This is a genomic window from Peribacillus folii (assembly GCF_030271255.1).
Taxonomy (GTDB): Bacteria; Bacillota; Bacilli; order Bacillales; family DSM-1321; genus Peribacillus.
Genome location: NZ_JASJOM010000001.1, coordinates 440,147 through 458,202, shown reverse-complemented (window position 1 = coordinate 458,202; position 18,056 = coordinate 440,147). Strand labels below are relative to the sequence as shown.

Below are 18,056 nucleotides of genomic sequence, written 5' to 3'. Positions count from 1 at the left end.
CCGATCTTTCCCTACTCGTTGGGCTGTAGGTCCGTCTGTTTGGCAGTTTCTGCTTTTTTCGCCTGTGCAGCTTGCTTTTCTTTCGCTGCTTTCTCTTCTTGTTCACGCTCTGTTTTATGGTCGATTACCTTTTTGTGGTTCAAGATGATTTCAAGATGATTTTCTTTTTTCGACCATTGGACATTCTCACCCGTTTCCTTCGTTAGCTGCCGGTAAACACGTGATTGGTCACCCTTCGAGGTGGCTGGCCGTGGTGTGGCCTCTTCAATTTGCAGGGGAACGACATCGATCGAGGCTTTCCCGTCATCCGCCAAATGGTATTGGACCATGGCTGAATCCTTTGTGCGTGTCCAGCCTTGATCGAAAATGAAGTTGCCTAAACTATAGAAAATGATGCCATCTTTATATGTATCGAACGATTGAAGGACATGGGGATGATGACCGATGATGATATCGGCTCCCGCGTCGATGACGGCTTTGGCCAAGTCCGTTTGGCGTGAAGTCGCGGATGTTGAATATTCCTGGCCCCAATGCATATTGACCACAACCAAGTCTGCATTGCCTTGCTTGGCATCTTTTGCTTTTCCGATCATTTCAAATAATAAATCGGGATTCGAATTCAAGATGCCGGCTTTAGTCGCAGTCGGTACGGCATCCTTTCCGTAAACATCGGTGAAGCCAAGTGTTGCCACCCTTAAGCCATTAACATCTGCATAGTCGATGCTCTCCCTGGCTTCGGCAGTGTTTGCCCCAACACCCACATGATTCATATCCGCACGTTTGAATTCATCCATCGTGTCAAGGAGTCCTTGTTCTTCAAAATCCATCATATGGTTATTGGCAAGGGTCATGACAGAAAACCCTGCATCCTTGACCGCCTTGACTCCGCTTTTATTGGAGTTTAACCGGATGGCTGTATCTGCTTCCTTGTAGCTGGCCGCCTCTTCTTTTAGTACAGGGTGCTCATAGTTGCCGCTGACATAGTCCGACGCTGCAAAATATGGCTTCATGTAACGAAACAGGTAATCATACCCGTGTTTTTCCGTCACTTCCTGTACATAGCGTCCCATCATCACATCACCGACCATGGTCATCGTCAATGGCTGCCCAGATTTTGGGGCGACCGTTTTCGCTTCCTCGGCCCGTCCCATCCATGTGGTGATGACTAAGGCGATTAGTAATATAGGCAGGATGATACCAGCGTACTTAAGATTGTTTTTCTTTGTCCGTTTAATGAAGATAAGTGTTTTTTCTTTAGCGTTTAAAGTCCGTTTCATTTTATGCACCTCAGAATAGGTAATACACGTTCATCAATCCGAAGGTTATACCGGATAATAAAAGCGTGCTGCCAAGTGTTAAAGGCATTCCTTGTCGTTGAATGGTATTTGCGATCAAGCCTGGTACGATTATCCCGATACCCCTGAACTCGAATATTTCAAACGGCATGACGGGATAGACGAAGTCCAATAGGAGCTTCAGGCATATCCCGGTCACCATCATGGCTGCGAATTTTCTTCTTCCATATAAGATCACCCATCTTGAAAGCCCGTGGGTGACGATCAAATACGTGACGACACTGATGATCATGATGACCAGCATGATTTGCCATTGGTCAAATACGAGTGCCAAATAACCTGGCACGATAAGTCCTGCGGGCACGACACCCGTTTTCTCTGAAAAAATAAGACTAAGTGTTACTCCCAATACTAAGGCTACATATAAATCCGATCCAAACATTAAGGTTCCTCCTACTTAACTCGCTTTTTGCTTTGTTTTAGATTTCATGAATGCTTCGATTAACGGTTCCGCAGCACCATGTATGTTACCGACACCATAGACGATGCGATTTTTCATGACTGGGCTGAGACGGGCGACGATTTCTTCTGTCGACCAGTTTTCCAGGTCCCAATATTCTGTTGTATCCAAATGACCTTGTTCGAATGCCCGAGTGATCGGAGAAGTCGTTTCACCAATGGCAATGACGATGGTAGATTTTATGTAAGGCAATACATCTCTAGCAAACTGCTCGGTACGATCGACACGGTCAGCCCGGCAGTTCATGATGACGATAGGAGGCTCTGTGCTGTATCCGAACGTTTTGACGCGTTCCCAGATGTTCAAAGTCGATGATGCATCATTGGCGGCAAAGCCATTTACAAAGTAAGTGGGCTGGCCTGGATTCCCGAATTTGGTGATCCGCATGGCGCCTGGATCGGGATGCGCATTCAACATGCCGCGAAAGGCTGTTTTTTCATCGATGCCCAAAGCTTCTGCAACGGCCAAGGCCAGGGAGGCGTTATCCGGAAATACCATATAGTCGAATTCACGCAGGAACTCTTCCGAAATTCTGGAATTATCCGCGACTATCACCTTCGTGTTGCGTTCCTTGGCAATTTGTCTGAAAAAGTCCAAATACTCACTTTCGATGGTGATTAAGTGGCCATTATGGGGAATGGTGGCCGTGAATGCTTCGGCAACCTCATCCAAAGTCGGTCCCATGACATCCATATGGTCTTCCAGTACATTCACGATGACCCCGATATTGGCTTGGATCATTTTATTTTGGAAGATTAGTTGATAATCAGGCTGAACGGCCATACATTCACAAACTAGCGCTTCAGTGCCTAAATCAGCCACTTCCTTGACGACACGCCGCTGTTCGCCGATATTCGGCCCCTCCGGACGGCGTATGATCGGTTTTTCTTCGTCCGTGAACCAATAGATCATCCTTGCGGAGGTCCCGGTCGTTTTTCCTACTGTTTTATACTTGGCTTCCTGAATTACACCCGTTATCAGACGCGTTACAGTCGATTTTCCCCGAATCCCATTCACATTCACACGTACGGGAATGGAGTCGAGACGCTTCTGATGGCGTTTTTGTTCGACTAGGCCATAGCCAAGCAAAAAGATCGCACATATAAGTATTGGTGCCATTTTTCACCCTCGCTTTTTTCACATATTTGAATTACTGAATACACACTACATGATTTTAAACTTAATAGGCAAGGGTCAATTATTCTATCGTAATATAGTTATTCTCATTTTTTGCAAAAAAATGTATAAAGGAGTGTAATAGTATCTAATGGAAGTAAATGTTTTATGAGTCCAAAGATATGCGTGGAAACTGAGTAAAACGTAGATTTTTTTACACTAAATTATGGAAGCTGTAATAGAAACACTATATTAAGAGAACATATGCCCATTTATGAGTATTTGAACCCAATGCTTAATGGCTATATTTAAATAATGAATTGGCTTAGAAAGTGACCTTTATTACAGTTGGGTAATTGTTTTTACCCATTAGATCACTGCTTATGTAACAATATTTATTCTTTTGTCATTCAATGTAAGAGATTGCATCCAACGACTCAATTATTTAGACTCTTTTGAATTCGGCCAAAGATGAGTAAAAGAACACAGCACCTTTTTTAGCGTTTTTCGGGTTTTTACACACATATATTGCGATTGGCATCTCAAGTGTTCTTTTTCCTGAAACATGAAATTAGCTAACATTCACCCATTTTTTAAAAAAATACCTAGTTTCTTCTATTAATATAGTGTTAATAGAAGAATGAAAAAGCGAAAAAGCCCAGGCGTCAATCCTGGACTTACGTTTAGATTTACTATTTAAATGATTTGTGAACGATCTATATATTCCCTTTTATGGTCAGCTGGATTTCTTTCGATCAGAAATATCATGATGGGCGCCTTTTTTACCACCATCAATCACATATAACCTAGGAGCTAATCTTCTTTTTACTCCGTTATCAGGATTCAGCTTCATATAATTTTCGTATTCTTTACGAAAGAATTCGTCGGTTTCCCGTTCGAGTGCTTTCCTTTCATTAAACGCTGCTACGAATCTGAATAGATGCTTCATATGAATTCCTCCTTGTGGGGTTAAAAGGTCTTAGTTTAATAGTAACATAAAACGGGTCAGATTTAACCTTTTTTTACAATTTTGGAGAGAATGATAGGGTTTATTGTCTACAAATCATTGAAATGCAGGGGATCCTCATATTGTGCCTGCTGGTTGGATAGGCCTATTTTTCGAAAAAAGTTAAAATATCCCTTCTTGTACATTAATTATACACGAAATATTCTGAAAACAAAACGAAATATCCATCGTCATTATTTCTGTTGAATGCTTTTTTATCTGTATAGTCTTTTATTCCCCGAACCGAAGAAACTAAAACAACCCCTTCATAGAGGGGAAATACGAATTCCCGCCTCGGATTGGCAGGAATTCGCTACTATTATATCCGGAATTTCTTGACTTGCTCAATCAGTTGCGCAGCGGATGATTCAAGCTCACCTGCATGATGGTTGATTTCATCCATAGCCGAGCTCGATTGTTGAGCGGAGGCGGACACTTGCTCGATGCCTGCTGCAGACTCTTCGGAAACGGCTGCGATGTCTTCGATGGCGAGATTGATGTTTTTACTATTAGTAGAGATATAGTTCAATTCATCTGTAATATGTTGGATTTTCGTACTCATCTCATCGACGGAATGATTGATCGTGTCGAAGGTTTGGCCGGTAAGGATAATTTGTTTTGTGCCCTCATCCACCTGGGAATAGCCTTCCTCCAGGGATATGACGACGTTTTTTGAATCTGTCTGGATCGTATCGACAATTTCGGTGATATCTCCTACGGAGTGGGTGACCTCTTCCGCGAGTTTTCTCACTTCATCCGCAACGACGGCAAAGCCTTTGCCATGCTCGCCAGCTCGTGCAGCTTCAATGGCAGCATTCAGGGCCAGAAGGTTGGTTTGATTGGAAATGTCCTTAATGACCTGAACGAGCTGCGAGATTTCCTGTGATCGAGAATCAAGGCCCTTCACTTGCTCGACAGCATGTTTGACGATGCTATCGACCGTTTTCATTTGTTGAACCGAGCTGCGCATCAAAATGGTTCCTTCCTTGGTTAACGTATGGATTTCACTTGAACTCATGAATACCGCAGCCCCGTCAAGATGGGCCCGTTCGATTTTGGCGGTGAAATCCTCCATCATGCGGACCATTTCCGTTGCCCGATTGGCTTGTGACTCCGATCCTTCCGAAAGTTCGTACATCGTGGTCGCTATCTGCTTACTGCCCTGCTGTCCTTCATATGCTGATTGGGTCAGGCTTTGGCTTTGGTTGGAAACGGATTCGGATACAGCCAGTGTTTTTTCGATCGTATCACGGAGATTTTTCTGCATTTGGTTGGAAGACTCCGTTAATTCGCCGATTTCATCATTTGATTTGCGTTCCAGCGGCTCATGATCCAGCTCTCCGGCTGCCACCGATTTCATCCGATCCCTGATTTTCAGGAGGGGAGCGGTAATGAGATGGGCAGTGACGATGGCAAGGAGGATCCCAATGATGACGGCGGCAATGGAGATGATGATACTGGTCACCTTGACCGATTTCCCGCTAGCCATGACGGTTTCGCCTGAAGCTTGAATCAAGTCCTCCTGTTCCGAAGCGAGCCCCTTGAAGCCTTCCATTATATTGTTACTGATGGGTGCCACTTCGTTTTTGAGGATTTCTTTAGCACGTTCCGGATTTCCTTTTTCATATTGTGTGAACACCCGCTCGACAATCATCGTCCTCCAATCCACACTTTTATCGACCAATTCCTTCGTTTCCTCCGAATCGTTCAAGGACAAAAGCTTCTCCTGGATGTCTTTGCTATCATCGCTATATTGTAAGAATTTTTCTTTATAACTTTCGTCGCCATATAATATGTAGGCTCTGGCGAATGCCGTTCTTTGGGAAAGATTATATAACAGTTTTTCGCTCTCGATCAAAAGCGGCAATTCCTTTTCAATGATATTTTGCGAATGTACCAGTGACTTGTTGCTGCTATAAATACTGAATGCCCCTAAGATGATACATAAAGATATGATGAGTGAAAATGCCACCAATATCTTCCCTTTAATGCTTCTCACATGCATGGACCCCTTTATCAATAAGTTTGTTCACTTATTTATCGGAAAAACAGTGAAAATTGTTAATCGGTTTGTCCAAAAAACCAAGTTTACCATTCGGTCTAATGTCGGCATATAAACCACTTGATTTCTTTTCGTTTTCAAGTTACGATTATGGGTGGAAAAATAGCATATTTCGCTTAAGGCGGAAGAGGTTCTAGCTACCCTCTCAAAAAAACTAAGGAGAAACAGTACTCTATTCTTAGGGTGCTGTTTTTTTCCGTAAAAGGAGTTTTATAGAAATGAAGAAGAAAGAAAAGGCAGTAGTAGTGTTTAGCGGAGGTCAGGACAGTACGACATGTCTGTTTTGGGCAATGGAAAGATTCGCGGAAGTAGAGGCGGTGACATTCGATTATAATCAGCGGCACAGCCTGGAAATCGAATGCGCCCAACAGATCGCGAAGGAACTGGGCATCAACCATCATATCCTTGACATGTCACTGCTGAACCAGCTGGCGCCCAACGCCTTGACGAGAAGTGACATAGCAGTGGAAGATGGGGAAGATGGCGAATTGCCATCAACATTCGTGCCTGGTAGGAATTTGCTGTTCCTTTCGTTTGCGGGAGTTCTGGCCAGCCAGATCGGGGCCAAGCATATTGTCACAGGCGTCTGCGAAACGGACTTCAGCGGATACCCGGACTGCCGCGATGTTTTCATTAAATCGCTGAACGTGACCTTGAACTTGTCGATGGACCAGTCATTCGTAATCGATACGCCGCTTATGTGGCTGAATAAAGAAGAAACATGGGAGCTTGCCGATCAGCTTGGCGCGTTCGAATTCGTCCGCGAAAAGACCCTGACTTGCTATAATGGCGTCATATCGGACGGCTGTGGAGAATGTCCGGCATGTAAGCTGCGCAAGAAAGGGCTGGATGACTATGTAAGCAGACGGAGGGTCCTTTCATGATGTATGGGTTTAAAATCGTTGATAAGCTTCAAAAAATAGATGTCGATATAAAGCGAAGCCAGCTGAACTATACCAAGAAGAGGGTCCTCGTCAGCAAGGAATTCACTTTTGACGCAGCACACCACCTGCACGACTATGAAGGGAAATGCAAGAATCTTCACGGTCACACATACAAGGTCATTTTCGGATTGAGCGGCTATACGGATTCACGCGGTTTGATGATAGATTTCGGTGACATGAAGGAAATCTGGAAAAATGAAATTGAAATCCACCTTGATCATCGTTATTTGAATGAAACGCTGCCGCTCATGAATACAACTGCCGAAAATATGGTGGTTTGGATATACGAAAAAATGGCCGAAGCCCTTTCTATGAAACATTACCAGGGTGCCAGGGTTGAATTTGTCCGCCTCTACGAAACACCGACAAGTTATGCCGAGGCGAGACGGGAGTGGATGGAAAGTGAGTAAACTCCCGGTTATGGAAATATTTGGACCAACCATCCAGGGTGAGGGGATGGTCATTGGCCAAAAGACGATGTTCGTCCGGACGGCCGGCTGCGATTATTCCTGTTCTTGGTGTGATTCGGCTTTTACCTGGGATGGCTCAGGGAAAGAAGATACCGTCCAGATGACCGCAGAAGAAATCTGGGGCGAGCTGAAACGGATTGGAGGCTCGGGTTTTTCCTTCGTAACGATATCCGGAGGGAATCCGGCCCTTCTGAAAAATCTGAATGGCTTGATCGCACTGCTGCACGAACACAAAATCAAAATCGGTGTTGAAACACAAGGAAGCCGTTGGCAGGACTGGTTCCTCGATATCGATGAACTGACGCTATCACCTAAGCCGCCGAGCTCGGGAATGAACACGGACTTTACCGTACTCGATCAAATATTGGAGAAGCTGGGCGACCGAAATCCCCAAAACCAGGTCTCATTGAAGATTGTCGTCTTTAATGAAGAAGATTATCAGTATGCCAAGCGTGTACATGAGCGGTATCCGGACATCCCTTTTTATCTGCAGGTAGGCAATGACGATAGCAGGACGGCGGATGATCAGCATTTGATCAGTGGATTATTGAAGAAATATGAAGAGTTAATCGATAAAGTGATTGCCGATGACCAATTGAATGACGTGAGAGTTCTCCCGCAGCTCCATACCTATATATGGGGCAACAAGCGGGGCGTATAAAGAGGGGAAGGCAGTGTGAAGCGTATTCACGCTGCCTTCTGCTTAAACTTTTTGCATATGCGTAGCTTTGAATGACGTGTCGTATTTAAGTCCATAGCCAAAAAAACGATCCATCCCGATATGGGCGGTCCAAATCAAACCGATCATCAACAGGGAATCCAGCTTGAAAAAAACAGCCGCAGCTAGCAGAAGTATCGGAAGTGCGTAGGTATGAAAGACATTATAAACCCTTGCTCCTGCACGTTCACCAAGCAAATAGGCCGCCATCGAAACATCGGGGGAAAGAAGCAATAATAGAAACAACCACCAGCTGAAATCAGATAAGGAATACACATAAATCATTGCAAAAAAAACCAGCAGTCCTTCAATATGTAACCATTTCTTTACCATTTTCTAGCCTCCCAAGTTTAATTGACCAATGGTCAACGAGTTTCATCCAATATTTTTCATGATATTTTTCACATGGAAATGCGCCAGCCCTTGCACATCTGGATAGGATAGCTCGGAATTGATATAAAAAGTAATGAAGCCGTGAAGGGAAAGAAAAATCGACCAGATGGATGCAGGGTCTAACTTATCATCCGTCAGCTCGGCCATGGATGTGATGAGCTTTTCATAGGTTTTGGTGGAATCGATTTGCAGTAAATGCTGAATTTCCTTTTCCTTGGATAAAAACATGATGGAATAATGATTTTGTTGGGTCAAGCCGAACTCGATAAAACATAATAAGACCTTTTCCAGTTTTTGCTGAGGGTGGTATTCCGATTGAAGAATCTCATCGATTAAGTGATTTAAAGCCGAGAAATCCGTTTTTACCAAATTATAAAAGATCTCTGCCTTGTTTTTGAAATGATAATAAAGGGCTCCATGGCTGCAATTCAATGCTTTGGCCAGCTGCCTCATGGAAACGCTCGCGTACCCGAAGGCGGCAAAAAGCTGTCTGGCTTCCTTCAATACCATTTCCTTTGATAGATCAGTACCTGCTGATTTCCTTGGCGACATCCTATCGCCTCCTTTTTTTGACCAGTGGTTAATAAAAATGATAACCTAGATTTTTTATTTCGTCAAAAGAATTTTCCATTTTTATGAAACGGAAATTTGCTTGAATCGTCTAATATAGTAAACCAAGAATGGTGGAAGGAGACCTATGAAATCAAAATATCCCGTTTTAATCACGTTACTGCTGATTGGTTTGACAATTCCCAATGAGGCCGATGCTGAATGGAGTATAACCGATGAAGGATTGGCTGACGACCAATTAAATGCTGCACAAACATTCACCATAGCTGAAAAAGTAAAAGATGTGCTGATGCTGCATGTGGTGAGGGGGGGAGGAGCGGAATTTCGGTTTTATTGATAAACCTTTAGTGGTGGATAAAGAAAATGTAATGGAGTGGCTCTTTTGGAGAAATGGCGAAGAGATTCCTTTAGGCGAACTAAAGGTAAAGGCCACTCATACTGGCGGTAAAAGCCATACAGCTAAAGGGGAAGTGAACAATAGAAACACGCCGATCAAAAAATTACCTACAGCGTATACGCCTGAGCCCGTCAGCTTTAATCATGGCCGCAATGATGTTCCTGTATCGACGGCGACAACGATTGTTGCCTTTACAGAAACCGGCATCTGGAATTTGCGGCTTTATGTTCATGATCAATTCATCGGAGATATGAAGGTGTCAGTAAGCGAAAAAAAGGAACCCATTACTCATTTATCAAAAAACCAACAAATCCCTTTTGTGCTAAAATAAGGACAGGATGAAAGGGACTAATGCATGAAAAAGAAATTAGCAATAGTATCTGTAATACTCATCTCATTGACCGGTTGTTTTGTATTCGCTCTCCTTTTTTTATAAAGACGGACCCTCAAGAAGACCTTTTTATCGTTCATCCAGCAGATCGAGTAATCACGAATGAAGTCATACTCAATGGTGATGAAGCGGATAAGGGCCACCGCGTAGATATCGATTTGAACGATGAGGGAATTGACAAGAAAACAATATAAGCAAGGGGAGAGTGGGGAAATAATTTTCGTGAAGGAACCCGATCACAATCTAGAATAATGAATGAGGGAGTGCAGGTGAGTGATCGTTTCGGATAGTATCTATGGACAGCACGTGGTCGAGGGCGTTCTTGAAGAGCTGATGTTAAGTAAACCGGTCCAAAGGCTGAAGGGGGTCCATCAAGGCGGAGCCAGTTACTTAGTGAATGAAATGTGGAATGTAACGAGATATGAGCATTCCGTTGGTGTGATGTTACTAATCAAGCAGCTTGGCGGAACAGTGCAGGAACAAATTGCTGGCCTGCTGCATGACGTATCACACACGGCCTTTTCGCATGTCATCGATTTCGCTCTCGATTGTGAAGAAGAAAATTACCATGAAAAAATATATGAAAAAACCATTATGAATTCCGAAATTCCGGCTATCCTTAAGCAATATGGATATTCCTGTGAAGGTATCATGCGTTCAGACTGGAGGCTATTGGAACGGTCGGCACCTGAGTTATGCGCTGATCGAGTGGATTATACTCTCCGTGACATGTATCACTATGGAAACATTACGCTGGAATCGGTAACAGACTTTCTGGAGCATATGATTATCATGGACGGAAGGATGTACGTCGATAATCTCGAAGCTGCTGAATGGTTCGTGGAAACGTATTATGGGGAAGTGATCGATTTTTTCATGGACCCGCTCAATATTTATGGCTATGATGCGTTGGCAAAAACCTTGAAGTGGGCCTTGGATAAAAAATGGATCGGCCTTGATGACCTGCTTGGTGAAGATGAAGACGTCATGCTTCTGCTCCATTCGATTGAAGATGATGACTTGAAAAAACTGCTGGGACGGTTACATGGAAACGTTACACTGTACGAGGTTCAAACGGACTACGATATCTATCGGAAAACGAAAGTGCGGCTGATTGACCCCTCCGTCATGCATGGAAACCGATTGATCAGGGCATCGAAGCTATCGGCAAAAGTGGAAGCCATGGGAAACGAGGCCTGCAAAAAGGCTACAAGGGGAATGTATCTAAAAGTGCTGGACGCTCCATGTCGAAATATTTGATATGTACCGGATAACCCCCAAATGGAAACCTCTTGATTTCCATTCCTTTTCAAGCTACGATAAAAAAGGAAAAACAATAATCCGCTCGGGCGGAAGAGGTTCTAGCTACCCTCTCAAAAAAACTAAGGAGAACAGTGCTCTTTCTTGGGGTGCTGTTTTTTCTGTAAGAGGAGAATGGAAGAAATGTTAAGAGTTTTACTGTATTTAGTATCCATCATCACCGCAAATGTGGTGACAGCAGCCTTTGCGCCCTTGCATTTTGGGATGTTCATCATACCGATGGGGACGCTGCTTATTGGGGGAACGTTCATCTTTCGCGATCTGGTCCAGAATAAATTCGGCCGGGCGAAAACCTATTTTTGCATCATCAGCGCACTCATATTATCCGCATGTGTATCATTTCTATTAGGGGATACCTTATTGATCGTATTCGCTTCCGCATTATCGTTCGTGGTTGCAGAAACGGCCGACACGGAAATTTACACCCGGCTTAAATTGCCGATGAGCTGGAGGGTGCTATACAGCGGAATCGTTGGCGGGTTCTTCGATTCAGTGCTGTTTGTCATCATCGGCCTAAGCCCGCTCGGTGCCAATATCCTGCCATGGGAGGCCGTGCCAGCAGCGATCATCGGTCAAATTATCGTCAAAACGATCATTCAGTCCTTCGGTGCCATACTGCTCGGACAGATTCATATTAAGCTGGAGAAGCGCGCAGTCACCGGTTAACGAAGGGGAGTGAAGCACGACATGCAAGGATCCAACCAAAAGAAAGAAGACAGATGCTACTGCCTCGAAGCCTTTCGTGAAAAATACGGTCCGCATGTCCAGGGCGAATGCATGAAGATCTCCTGCGCCAATTACCGCAAGCATCAAGGAATCAGTGAAAAAGGGCCAAAATAGGCCCTTTTTTTATGAAACGAAATCACGCCTATTCAAGAAACACAAATTTAGGAGTGCAATACCAATACGCCAGTAAAAGCCTAAAATTCGCGAGTAAACCATCAAAATTGGCGAGTAAAAGCCTAAAATTGGCGAGTAAACCATCAAAATTCGCGAGTGAAAGCCCCAAATTGGCGAGTAATCGCTCCGAACTGGCGGAAAAGTCGTTGGAATTAATGCATACAAGCCAAAATCATGAGTGAAAACTCCAAATCGCGAGTAAAAGCCTGAAATTGGCGAGTAATCGCTCCGAACTGGCGGAAAAGTCGTTGGAATTAATGCATGCACGTCAAAATCATGAGTGAAAACTCCAATTGGCGAGTAATCGCTCCGAACTGGCGGAAAAGTCGCTGGAATTAATGCATACAAGCCAAAATCATGAGTGAAAACTCCAATTGGCGAGTAAAAGCCTAAAATTGGCGAGTAAACCATCAAAATTCGCGAGTGAAAGCCCCAAATTGGCGAGTGATCGCTCCGAACTGGCGGAAAAGTCGCTGGAATTAAAGCATACAAGCCAAAATCATGAGTGAAAACTCCAAATCGCGAGTAAAAGCCTGGAATTGGCGAGTAAAAGCCTAAAATTGGCGAGTGAAAGCCCCAAATTGGCGAGTAATCGCTCCGAACTGGCGGAAAAGTCGCTGGAATTAATGCATGCACGCCAAATTCATAAGTGAAAACTCCAATTCGCGAGTAAAAGCCTAAAATTGGCGAGAAAACGTCCAAAATTCGCGAGTGAAGTTTCGGATTTTGAAAAATCCGCTCTCATTTATGAGAAAAGCAGCAGTCAGAGCCTTAATTTTTTTGAAAATTCTATGGAGCTTTTTTGAATGGGGGTTTGCCGGAGGGAAAAGCATTTTCGTTTCCGTTCGGTTTGGCCAATTTCGGTGCGGGCATAATATTTTCTTCGTCCGGATTCGGATTCTTTCCATTGGCCTGCGATGAATTCTTTTGTTTCCATCCGTGTTAGGGAAGGGCAGATGTTCCATCGCTGATTTCATATTTTTCCCTGCTCATTTCCTCATACCCTTTGTCCTTTCATCGCCGTAGAGCTTTTTTTGTTGCAGGGGGGAAAGTAAAACGAGGTAAATGCTTCCTTTCATTCATCCCTTGTCACAAGTGAACCGCCTCCTGATTTAATTAGTAAAGTGCCGTGCGTTGTATATCGTATCACAAGGTGCAGTTTACTTTTCTTGAAAAAATGGTTAAATGACGATTGCTAAATAAATTTAATCATAGTAAAATGTGCTTCGGAACGGAAGAGTTGTATGTAGTGGGTATTGTACTCTATCCGGTTGTGTTTGGTTCTATTTAGAAAACGGATGAGGATAGGAGAATGCCCATTCAAGGGGTATTGATTGATTTTTTGTGAAAAATCATTTAGATTCTATTTATCAACAAGAGCAGAAAGAAGGTCCTAGTTAGATGAAAGTGAAAGCACCTGAGTCATTCACATACAGAGGTGGAGATAGAGCTGTCCTTTTACTTCACGGGTTTACCGGAAGTACGGGGGATATGAAGAAATTGGGGAAATATTTGCATGATCGCGATTATACTTGCCACGGGCCTCTTTACAGAGGGCATGGATTGCCAGCGGAGGAACTTGTTCAAACGAGTCCAAAGCAGTGGTGGGAAGATGTGGAGAATGCCTATCAATACTTGAAGGATGAGGGCTACGAAGAAATTGCCGTTGTAGGCATTTCCCTTGGTGGGGTCTTTTCATTGAAAGTCGGAATCGAGTTGCCTGTAACGGGTGTCGTGTCCATGTGTGCCCCTACGATCGGGAATGATGTAGACCGTTTAAATAATCGGATGCTCAGTTATGCACAAGCTTATAAGAAGTTTGAGGGCAAAGATGCAGATCAGGTTGCCGCTGAAATGGACAAGCTTAAAGAGGAGCCCATGTCATCTTTACAAGAAGCGCTTGATATGATTAATGATACAGCCGATAAACTGGATCTGATCACTTCACCGACACTTGTGTTACAGGGGAGTCTTGATGACCCGGATTATAGAAATAGTGCATCCATCATATACAATGAAGTGGATACACAGCATAAATCATTGATATGGTATGAGAAATCCGGCCATATCATTACATTGGGCAAAGAGCGTGAACAGGTGTATGAGGATGTATACCGTTTCTTGAATACACTGCCTTGGTAAATGGCAAAACGATTTACCATTTGGATAACAGGGTACCCTGTCAGAATGAAGCCACCCATTTCGGTGGCTTTTTTTGCTGAAGCAGTAGTGAAAGCTGCTTGATTCGTATCTCGAACAGATCGAGGTCATTATCTGTTTCGCCTTTGTCGAAATATTTATATTAATATAATAATTACAAAACGTATTGTAATTGAAAACAAAGTAATTTAAGATTATATTTTCCCTTAGAATATATAAAAAAATATCCTTGTATAATATCAGTGATGATGGTCTGATAGTTTCTACCTGGCAGCCGTAATGCCGGACTACAAGGAAGTATGAAAATGGTGAGATGGACGTTGGCTACAAGACCGTCATTCGGCCCTTCTTAAATAGGCCCTTACCTTTTCACACTTTCTTCCTGCGGCTGAAAGTGTGAAAAGGTAAGGGCTTTTTTATAATAATGGGAAATGATAAAAAACAAAGGGGATGAAAGCATGTATTTCTTATTGAATATACTAGGTGTTTTAGTTGTAATGGGCATCGTTTACCTTTGTTCACCCAATAAAAGAAGAGTGAATTGGAAAGCCATCCTTGCCTTGCTGGTTTTTGAATTGCTCATCACTTGGTTCATGCTATCGACCAAGATCGGTGCATGGGTGATTAATCTGATTGCATCCTTCTTCACTTGGTTGATTGAATGTGCCAATGAAGGGATTTCTTTCGTATTTCCTTCACTTATGGCAAATGAACAGGTGGATTTCTTTTTTAGTGCGTTGATGCCTATCATTTTCATTATTACGTTTTTTGATGTGTTATCGTATTTTGGCATACTTACTTGGATCATTGATAAAGTGGGCTGGCTCATTTCAAAAGTTTCCGGTTTGCCAAAGCTTGAGAGCTTCTTTTCCATCCAGATGATGTTCCTGGGGAATACGGAGGCATTGGCCGTTATCCGTGCTCAGCTTGGTGCGATTAAAGACCAGCGGTTATTGACATTTGGCATCATGGGCATGAGCAGCATAAGCGGCTCAATCATTGGTGCCTACTTGTCGATGGTCCCGGCAACCTATGTTTTTGTAGCGATACCTTTGAACTGCTTGAATGCCTTGCTGATTGCTAACATGCTTAATCCTGTCGAGGTCAGTAAGGAGGAAGATGTCGTGTATGTTCCTTCCAAAGAGGAAAAGAAGGATTTCTTTTCCACCATTTCGAACAGCATGCTGGTTGGAGCCAAGATGGTCTTTGTCATCATGGCGATGGTTATCGGCTATGTTGCGTTAACGGCAGCTTTAAATGGCATTTTCGGTTTCTTCATCGATGGTTTGACGATCCAAAAGATTTTCTCGGTAATATTCAGTCCTTTTGCATTCCTGCTTGGATTATCTGGACATGATGCCATGTATGTGGCGCAATTGATGGGAATCAAGCTTGCCACGAATGAGTTCGTCGCCTTGCTTGATTTAAAAGATCAAATCAGCAGCCTATCACCGCATACAGTCGCTGTTGCTGTCACTTATTTGACGTCATTTGCCAACTTCAGCACAGTCGGGATGATCTATGGAACCTTCAATTCGATCCTTAGTGATGAGAAATCGAATATTATCGGAAGGAACGTTTGGAAACTGTTGGTCAGCGGAATGGCCGTTTCCTTGTTAAGTGCCATGGTCGTAGGCTTATTCGTTTGGTGATTCGATAGCAAAGTAAAGGAGGGCATCCATTCTTCAATGGTCGCCCTCCTTTTTTTCGGTCATTTCCTCAAGTAGTTTTCCGTATAATAGGGCTTCTGCTCTTTGTCGAAAGCAACCCCGACACCGAGTGATTGGAAGTCCTTCTGCAATTTGTTTTCCCTGTGCCCGATGGAATTCATTAACCCTTCATGGGCGAAGATGCTGCTGTTCTGCCCGGCAGCAAGGTTCTCGCCTGCCATCCGGAACTTGATTTTGTCATCCTCCATCCGATCGAAGGGAGACTCTCCTTCAAGGTTGGTATGGTTGAAATATTGGTTCACGGCCATATCCTTACTGTGATCCTGGGCAGTGACCTTGACCCGTTTATCCCATGATAGCACGGAGAGATCATGATTGACCCGGGCTGCATTGGTCAAATCGAATAATTGGTATTCAAAGCCCTGCTTTAGCTCAGGGCTGGCTGCTGCAAAATAACCGTTTTTTTGCTTTTCGAGATCAGCATTGACGATTTGAATCGAGGTGACGGTATTTTCTTCGTGCTTGTCATAAAAAATCGTCACATAGCTGTTATCCAGTTCAAACATCTCGTATTCGCCATCGCTTTTAATCTGGTAATAGACGTTTCCTTTAAGCAGCTTGGTAATGGGCTTCCCAAGCTTTTCAGCCACTTCCGCCTTAGGTGTGCCGCGTTTTATGCCTTGCCTCGAGGAAATCAAGTCCTGATTCGTATATAAACCGACTACTTTATCGTCCGTGTTGTAGGCAACCATGAAGAAGTTTTGGTAATTTTCATGATACGCATACCAGTCCACGCCATATTCGTTGCGCGTATGCCGCTTCGCCTCACCAGCAAGTTTTTCTACATTCGCCTTCGTGTCGCCCATTTCGATATTACGGACGGAAAAGGTGGCTTCAGCTGGGGCTTTCAATGAGGGCTTTTTCACTTTTTCCGTTTCCTGCCGCTCCTTATCGGCAGCGGTATCCAAAGTTTCCGTTAGCGACCCCATCAGGTTGTTGACGCCTGTGTTCAGCTTTTCCAGGGCTGCGGAAACCTCAGGCCCGTTAATGAGCGAATGAAAATCGGATGCAAATGAGCTGACCCCGGCTTTGACTCCGGACTCCTGAATATCTTTGCCATATCCATGCCAAAAGGCACCGAGCAGGAAGATGAGGACAACCAAATTAAACAATTTTTGCAAAAAAGTTCACTCCTGCTCTAATTAGAATAGATGAAACCGATTATGGTAAAACCATGTGTAAGCATGCTTAAAATGGGTGGCGCCGAGAATAGCAATAGTGAGCAGATGATGAGGATTCTAGAGGCTGTTTTAGAGAGCCTTTCCTTTCCCTTTCCAGCGTACCAACCGCTGAATTGCAATTTATTGCGGTACCAGACGAATAATAAAAGGAAGGTCGCGACTCTACCTAGCCAGCCATACTGCCCCGTGTCCACGCCGATGCTGCTGTATATGCCGTGTACAATCACGGAAAAAATCGATCCGGCTATGCCGAATATCAAGATGATGCGCATCAATTCCAATAGGACTCTCATATGTCACTCCTTGGTTTCCCCAATTATACTCATTCGTTCACTAAATAAAAAATGAAAAGAATCAGCACGATCCTGTTCCATGATATAAAAACGGAATGGCATTACATATTATACCAAAAAATGATGGGCGTTAAAACAGAGGAACGTTTCGGATGCTGCAGTGCAGTAAAAAAAGATTAGCCGCTGCGGCTAATCTTTTCTACTCATTCAAAATGCTTTCCTCCAGCACGGAAGATTTATCCCCGTACACTCTGGTGATATGAGTTTCTCCCCATGTACACAGGGCGGTAAGGATACTTTCCAGGCTTTTTCCATACTCACTAAGCTCATATTCCACTTTGGGCGGGACCTGGTTGTAGACGATCCGGTCGATGACCCCGTCCTTTTCCAGCTCGCGCAATTGCTGTGTCAGCATTTTTTGGGTGATGTTCGGCATCAGGCGCTTCAGCTCACTAGTCCGTTTTTTTCCGTGGGTCAGGTGGCAGAGGATGACACATTTCCATTTGCCGCCCAGTACCTCCAGAGTCGCTTCAACCGATATATTGTACTTCTTTCTTTCCATGATGGCCATACTCTCCTTTTCCTATAGG

At 43.8% G+C, this 18,056-nt stretch carries 24 protein-coding genes and 3 riboswitches; of the genes, 13 read left to right on the top strand and 11 right to left on the bottom strand.

Annotated features, from left to right (window positions below):
• Positions 1 to 11 precede the first annotated feature (11 nt).
• From QNI08_RS02235 to QNI08_RS02215, 5 genes are all read right to left on the bottom strand, one after another.
• Positions 12 to 1,277, bottom strand: a complete 1,266-nt coding sequence (locus tag QNI08_RS02235) for a CapA family protein (RefSeq protein ID WP_285765784.1) — start codon at positions 1,275 to 1,277, stop codon at positions 12 to 14.
• 10 nt (positions 1,278 to 1,287) lie between these two features.
• A complete protein-coding gene (pgsC, locus tag QNI08_RS02230) occupies positions 1,288 to 1,737 on the bottom strand; it encodes a poly-gamma-glutamate biosynthesis protein PgsC (protein WP_285765783.1) in 450 nt (149 codons plus the stop codon).
• A gap of 15 nt (positions 1,738 to 1,752) precedes the next feature.
• Complete coding sequence (gene pgsB / locus QNI08_RS02225) at positions 1,753 to 2,934, bottom strand: poly-gamma-glutamate synthase PgsB (RefSeq protein ID WP_285765782.1); 1,182 nt, start codon at positions 2,932 to 2,934, stop codon at positions 1,753 to 1,755.
• A 733-nt stretch (positions 2,935 to 3,667) separates the two neighbouring features.
• The gene (locus QNI08_RS02220; RefSeq protein WP_285765781.1) at positions 3,668 to 3,880 is read right to left on the bottom strand and encodes a hypothetical protein; all 213 of its coding nucleotides are present in this window, start codon (positions 3,878 to 3,880) and stop codon (positions 3,668 to 3,670) included.
• A 376-nt stretch (positions 3,881 to 4,256) separates the two neighbouring features.
• Positions 4,257 to 5,936, bottom strand: coding sequence for a HAMP domain-containing methyl-accepting chemotaxis protein (locus QNI08_RS02215; RefSeq protein WP_285765780.1), 1,680 nt, complete (start codon positions 5,934 to 5,936; stop codon positions 4,257 to 4,259).
• Between the two features lie 184 nt (positions 5,937 to 6,120).
• Positions 6,121 to 6,163: riboswitch (PreQ1 riboswitch) on the top strand.
• 54 nt (positions 6,164 to 6,217) lie between these two features.
• Here QNI08_RS02215 and queC point away from each other — a divergent pair.
• From queC to queE, 3 genes are read left to right on the top strand one after another with little or no spacing between them, the layout of a single operon-like run.
• Entirely contained in the window at positions 6,218 to 6,883 is a 666-nt protein-coding gene (gene queC / locus QNI08_RS02210) for a 7-cyano-7-deazaguanine synthase QueC (protein ID WP_285765779.1), read from the top strand.
• The gene (gene queD, locus QNI08_RS02205; RefSeq protein WP_285765884.1) at positions 6,883 to 7,353 is read left to right on the top strand and encodes a 6-carboxytetrahydropterin synthase QueD; all 471 of its coding nucleotides are present in this window, start codon (positions 6,883 to 6,885) and stop codon (positions 7,351 to 7,353) included. The genes queC and queD overlap by 1 nt, the downstream gene beginning before the upstream one ends.
• The gene (queE, locus tag QNI08_RS02200) at positions 7,346 to 8,074 is read left to right on the top strand and encodes a 7-carboxy-7-deazaguanine synthase QueE (protein ID WP_285765778.1); all 729 of its coding nucleotides are present in this window, start codon (positions 7,346 to 7,348) and stop codon (positions 8,072 to 8,074) included. The genes queD and queE overlap by 8 nt, the downstream gene beginning before the upstream one ends.
• 42 nt (positions 8,075 to 8,116) lie before the next feature.
• Here queE and QNI08_RS02195 read toward each other — a convergent pair whose 3' ends face one another.
• Together QNI08_RS02195 and QNI08_RS02190 are read right to left on the bottom strand one after the other, a co-directional pair.
• On the bottom strand, positions 8,117 to 8,464 hold the full coding sequence (locus tag QNI08_RS02195) for a DUF4260 domain-containing protein (protein ID WP_285765777.1): 348 nt from the start codon (positions 8,462 to 8,464) through the stop codon (positions 8,117 to 8,119).
• A gap of 42 nt (positions 8,465 to 8,506) precedes the next feature.
• Positions 8,507 to 9,076 (bottom strand): TetR/AcrR family transcriptional regulator, encoded by a 570-nt coding sequence (locus tag QNI08_RS02190; RefSeq protein ID WP_285765776.1) that lies wholly within the window; start codon positions 9,074 to 9,076, stop codon positions 8,507 to 8,509.
• Positions 9,077 to 9,221: 145 nt separating this feature from the next.
• Between QNI08_RS02190 and QNI08_RS02185 the strand changes: the two genes are divergently transcribed.
• The 8 genes from QNI08_RS02185 to QNI08_RS02150 all read left to right on the top strand — a co-directional run bounded on the left by QNI08_RS02185 (position 9,222) and on the right by QNI08_RS02150 (position 12,611).
• Positions 9,222 to 9,431, top strand: coding sequence for a hypothetical protein (locus QNI08_RS02185; RefSeq protein ID WP_285765775.1), 210 nt, complete (start codon positions 9,222 to 9,224; stop codon positions 9,429 to 9,431).
• 31 nt (positions 9,432 to 9,462) lie between these two features.
• Entirely contained in the window at positions 9,463 to 9,822 is a 360-nt protein-coding gene (locus tag QNI08_RS02180; RefSeq protein WP_285765774.1) for a hypothetical protein, read from the top strand.
• A 20-nt stretch (positions 9,823 to 9,842) separates the two neighbouring features.
• Positions 9,843 to 10,076, top strand: a complete 234-nt coding sequence (locus tag QNI08_RS02175) for a hypothetical protein (protein ID WP_285765773.1) — start codon at positions 9,843 to 9,845, stop codon at positions 10,074 to 10,076.
• Positions 10,077 to 10,155: 79 nt separating this feature from the next.
• Positions 10,156 to 11,142 (top strand): HD domain-containing protein, encoded by a 987-nt coding sequence (locus tag QNI08_RS02170; protein WP_285765772.1) that lies wholly within the window; start codon positions 10,156 to 10,158, stop codon positions 11,140 to 11,142.
• 89 nt (positions 11,143 to 11,231) lie between these two features.
• A riboswitch (PreQ1 riboswitch) is annotated at positions 11,232 to 11,274 on the top strand.
• 51 nt (positions 11,275 to 11,325) lie between these two features.
• Positions 11,326 to 11,868 (top strand): VUT family protein, encoded by a 543-nt coding sequence (locus QNI08_RS02165; RefSeq protein WP_285765771.1) that lies wholly within the window; start codon positions 11,326 to 11,328, stop codon positions 11,866 to 11,868.
• A gap of 21 nt (positions 11,869 to 11,889) precedes the next feature.
• Positions 11,890 to 12,042, top strand: coding sequence for a hypothetical protein (locus QNI08_RS02160; protein ID WP_285765770.1), 153 nt, complete (start codon positions 11,890 to 11,892; stop codon positions 12,040 to 12,042).
• 11 nt (positions 12,043 to 12,053) lie between these two features.
• Complete coding sequence (locus QNI08_RS02155) at positions 12,054 to 12,284, top strand: hypothetical protein (protein WP_285765769.1); 231 nt, start codon at positions 12,054 to 12,056, stop codon at positions 12,282 to 12,284.
• Positions 12,285 to 12,476: 192 nt separating this feature from the next.
• Positions 12,477 to 12,611, top strand: coding sequence for a hypothetical protein (locus QNI08_RS02150; protein ID WP_285765768.1), 135 nt, complete (start codon positions 12,477 to 12,479; stop codon positions 12,609 to 12,611).
• A 254-nt stretch (positions 12,612 to 12,865) separates the two neighbouring features.
• Here the strand turns inward: QNI08_RS02150 and QNI08_RS22470 are convergent, their stop codons facing one another.
• Positions 12,866 to 13,060, bottom strand: coding sequence for a helix-turn-helix transcriptional regulator (locus tag QNI08_RS22470; RefSeq protein ID WP_352231189.1), 195 nt, complete (start codon positions 13,058 to 13,060; stop codon positions 12,866 to 12,868).
• A 443-nt stretch (positions 13,061 to 13,503) separates the two neighbouring features.
• Here QNI08_RS22470 and QNI08_RS02145 point away from each other — a divergent pair, with 443 nt between their 5' ends.
• Both QNI08_RS02145 and QNI08_RS02140 read left to right on the top strand, forming a co-directional pair.
• Positions 13,504 to 14,244: an alpha/beta hydrolase gene (locus QNI08_RS02145; protein WP_285765767.1), complete on the top strand. Its 741-nt coding sequence runs from the start codon at positions 13,504 to 13,506 to the stop codon at positions 14,242 to 14,244.
• Between the two features lie 227 nt (positions 14,245 to 14,471).
• Positions 14,472 to 14,572: riboswitch (purine riboswitch) on the top strand.
• Positions 14,573 to 14,720: 148 nt separating this feature from the next.
• The gene (locus QNI08_RS02140; protein WP_285765766.1) at positions 14,721 to 15,914 is read left to right on the top strand and encodes a NupC/NupG family nucleoside CNT transporter; all 1,194 of its coding nucleotides are present in this window, start codon (positions 14,721 to 14,723) and stop codon (positions 15,912 to 15,914) included.
• A 59-nt stretch (positions 15,915 to 15,973) separates the two neighbouring features.
• On the opposite strand, the gene QNI08_RS02135 is transcribed toward QNI08_RS02140, so the two are convergent.
• The 3 genes from QNI08_RS02135 to QNI08_RS02125 form a co-directional block, all read right to left on the bottom strand.
• Complete coding sequence (locus QNI08_RS02135) at positions 15,974 to 17,113, bottom strand: CAP domain-containing protein (RefSeq protein WP_285765765.1); 1,140 nt, start codon at positions 17,111 to 17,113, stop codon at positions 15,974 to 15,976.
• A 17-nt stretch (positions 17,114 to 17,130) separates the two neighbouring features.
• Positions 17,131 to 17,466: a hypothetical protein gene (locus QNI08_RS02130; protein WP_285765764.1), complete on the bottom strand. Its 336-nt coding sequence runs from the start codon at positions 17,464 to 17,466 to the stop codon at positions 17,131 to 17,133.
• Between the two features lie 199 nt (positions 17,467 to 17,665).
• Positions 17,666 to 18,028 (bottom strand): winged helix-turn-helix transcriptional regulator, encoded by a 363-nt coding sequence (locus QNI08_RS02125; protein WP_285765763.1) that lies wholly within the window; start codon positions 18,026 to 18,028, stop codon positions 17,666 to 17,668.
• Positions 18,029 to 18,056 lie beyond the last annotated feature (28 nt).

Excerpts from the sequence above, each read along its gene's own strand:
- QNI08_RS02180 (WP_285765774.1), top strand. The coding sequence starts at position 9,463 with ATGGAGTGGCTCTTTTGGAGAAATGGCGAAGAGATTCCTTTAGGCGAA.
- QNI08_RS02190 (WP_285765776.1), bottom strand. The coding sequence starts at position 9,076 with ATGTCGCCAAGGAAATCAGCAGGTACTGATCTATCAAAGGAAATGGTA.
- queC (WP_285765779.1), top strand. The coding sequence starts at position 6,218 with ATGAAGAAGAAAGAAAAGGCAGTAGTAGTGTTTAGCGGAGGTCAGGAC.
- QNI08_RS02130 (WP_285765764.1), bottom strand. The coding sequence starts at position 17,466 with ATGAGAGTCCTATTGGAATTGATGCGCATCATCTTGATATTCGGCATA.
- QNI08_RS02195 (WP_285765777.1), bottom strand. The coding sequence starts at position 8,464 with ATGGTAAAGAAATGGTTACATATTGAAGGACTGCTGGTTTTTTTTGCA.
- QNI08_RS02220 (WP_285765781.1), bottom strand. The coding sequence starts at position 3,880 with ATGAAGCATCTATTCAGATTCGTAGCAGCGTTTAATGAAAGGAAAGCA.
- QNI08_RS02175 (WP_285765773.1), top strand. The coding sequence starts at position 9,843 with ATGCATGAAAAAGAAATTAGCAATAGTATCTGTAATACTCATCTCATT.
- QNI08_RS02160 (WP_285765770.1), top strand. The coding sequence starts at position 11,890 with ATGCAAGGATCCAACCAAAAGAAAGAAGACAGATGCTACTGCCTCGAA.
- QNI08_RS02140 (WP_285765766.1), top strand. The coding sequence starts at position 14,721 with ATGTATTTCTTATTGAATATACTAGGTGTTTTAGTTGTAATGGGCATC.
- QNI08_RS02145 (WP_285765767.1), top strand. The coding sequence starts at position 13,504 with ATGAAAGTGAAAGCACCTGAGTCATTCACATACAGAGGTGGAGATAGA.
- QNI08_RS02165 (WP_285765771.1), top strand. The coding sequence starts at position 11,326 with ATGTTAAGAGTTTTACTGTATTTAGTATCCATCATCACCGCAAATGTG.
- QNI08_RS02155 (WP_285765769.1), top strand. The coding sequence starts at position 12,054 with ATGAAACGAAATCACGCCTATTCAAGAAACACAAATTTAGGAGTGCAA.
- QNI08_RS02235 (WP_285765784.1), bottom strand. The coding sequence starts at position 1,277 with ATGAAACGGACTTTAAACGCTAAAGAAAAAACACTTATCTTCATTAAA.
- queD (WP_285765884.1), top strand. The coding sequence starts at position 6,883 with ATGTATGGGTTTAAAATCGTTGATAAGCTTCAAAAAATAGATGTCGAT.
- QNI08_RS02125 (WP_285765763.1), bottom strand. The coding sequence starts at position 18,028 with ATGGAAAGAAAGAAGTACAATATATCGGTTGAAGCGACTCTGGAGGTA.
- pgsB (WP_285765782.1), bottom strand. The coding sequence starts at position 2,934 with ATGGCACCAATACTTATATGTGCGATCTTTTTGCTTGGCTATGGCCTA.
- QNI08_RS02185 (WP_285765775.1), top strand. The coding sequence starts at position 9,222 with ATGAAATCAAAATATCCCGTTTTAATCACGTTACTGCTGATTGGTTTG.
- pgsC (WP_285765783.1), bottom strand. The coding sequence starts at position 1,737 with ATGTTTGGATCGGATTTATATGTAGCCTTAGTATTGGGAGTAACACTT.